Annotated in this window: 1 protein-coding gene and 1 pseudogene; both read right to left on the bottom strand. The window is 73.3% G+C overall.

Annotation, left to right across the window (positions count from 1 at the left end; translation table 11 throughout):
* Nucleotides 1–119 precede the first annotated feature (119 nt).
* The gene (locus G3I40_RS18840) at nucleotides 120–1295 is read right to left on the bottom strand and encodes an ADP-ribosylglycohydrolase family protein (RefSeq protein WP_164303302.1); all 1176 of its coding nucleotides are present in this window, start codon (nucleotides 1293–1295) and stop codon (nucleotides 120–122) included.
* A pseudogene (locus G3I40_RS18835) lies at nucleotides 1292–1511 on the bottom strand (ADP-ribosylglycohydrolase family protein); the annotation flags it as partial. The pseudogene G3I40_RS18835 and the gene G3I40_RS18840, both read right to left, overlap by 4 nt.

Here is a 1511-nt window from a genome sequence, read left to right as displayed (position 1 = left end):
CGCCGCGACCCAGCGGTGCGCGACCGCCGACGCGTCGCGGCCGTCCTGGGCCGCCTGGCGCAGTTCGTGGCCGATGAGGTCCTCGGGCTGGACCCAGGTCAGGCGCAGCGTCATCGTGCTCACGACCCCGCGATCGCCGCGAACGCCGCCTCGTGGGCGCGGCGGCGCTCCAGGTCCCGCGCGTGCACCTCGCGGGTGACACGGGTGAGCGAGGCGGCCGGGGCGTGCAGGTCCAGCTTGCTGGCCCGGGCGATCTCCGCGCTCCACTCCTTGGGCACCGCGCCCTCCCCGTACAGCGCGCCGACGATCGCGCCGCTCATCGTGGCGATCGAGTCGCAGTCGCGGCCGTAGTTCACCGAACCGAGCACCGTGTGCCGGAAGTCGCCGCCGCCGATCAGCAACATGCCCAACGCGATGGGCAGTTCCTCGATGGCGTGCAGACGGGAGGGGCGGCGGGCGCCCAGCGACGGCTTGCGGTAGTCGGGGCCCACCGTGTCGTAGGGAGCGATCGCCTCGCGCAGCGGCTTCAGCGCCGTCTCGAAGTCGGTGTGGCCGCCGGCCACCTCACAGACCGCTTCGATGGCCTCCTTCGTGCCGTCCTTCGCGAGGGACAGGGCCTCGTCGATCACCGTCGTGGGCGTCGCCCCCGGCTTGTACGCCGCGGCCACCGCCGCGGCGAAGACCCCCGCCGCTTCCCGGCCGTACGAGCTCTGGTGCGCTCCCGCGACGTCGAGGGCCTCGTGGTACGCCTTGAGCGGGTTGCCCGCGTTGACCGCGCCGACCGGCGCCATGTACATCGCCGCACCGCAGTTGACGATGTTGCCGACGCCCGCCTCGCGGGGGTCGATGTGGCCGTAGTGGATGCGGGCCACGATCCACTTCTCCGCGAGGAAGATGCGCTGGAGGGGGAGTGCCTCCGCCTCCAGCTCCGGGATCCAGCGGGGAGTCGTGATCAGGTCCGGGACCAGGTGGTCGGCCACGGAGTACGCGTCGAGGTGGTCGCGCACCTTCTCGTACACCCGGATCAGCGCATGCGTCATGAGGGTGTCGTCGGTGACGTGGCCGTCGCCCTTGTGGTACGGCGCGATGGGCCTCGCCGTCTTCCAGTCCTCCTTGTAGAACGGCTCCACGATGCCGCGCACCCGGCCGCCGTGGCGCTCCGCGATCGCCTCCGGGGTCCAGCCCTCGACGGGGCCGCCGAGCGCGTCGCCCACCGCGGCGCCGACCAGGGCGCCTGTGGTGCGGTCCGCCAGCGAAACTGCGGGCTTGGTCGTCTCAGTGGGCTCAGTGGTCATGCCGGCGTTCCTTCTGTGGTGCGGGAGTGGGATGTGGTGCGGGTGGTGAGGCGGGCCGCCAGGTCGATGAGGTCAGTGCCCGCCAGACGGGGCAGTGCGCAGCCGGCGAGCGTGCGGCAGGCGTCCCGCCAGGTCCCCGGGAGCGCCTCCGCGCCGCCGATCGCTCCGGTGAGGGCGCCGGCCAGGGCCGGGGCCGAGTCCGCGACGCGGTCCTGG

It is taken from the genome of Streptomyces sp. SID14478, assembly GCF_010548525.1.
Taxonomy (GTDB): Bacteria; Actinomycetota; Actinomycetes; order Streptomycetales; family Streptomycetaceae; genus Streptomyces.
The sequence above is the reverse complement of the archived record's forward strand: the minus strand, read 5'-3'. Positions and strand labels throughout refer to the sequence as shown.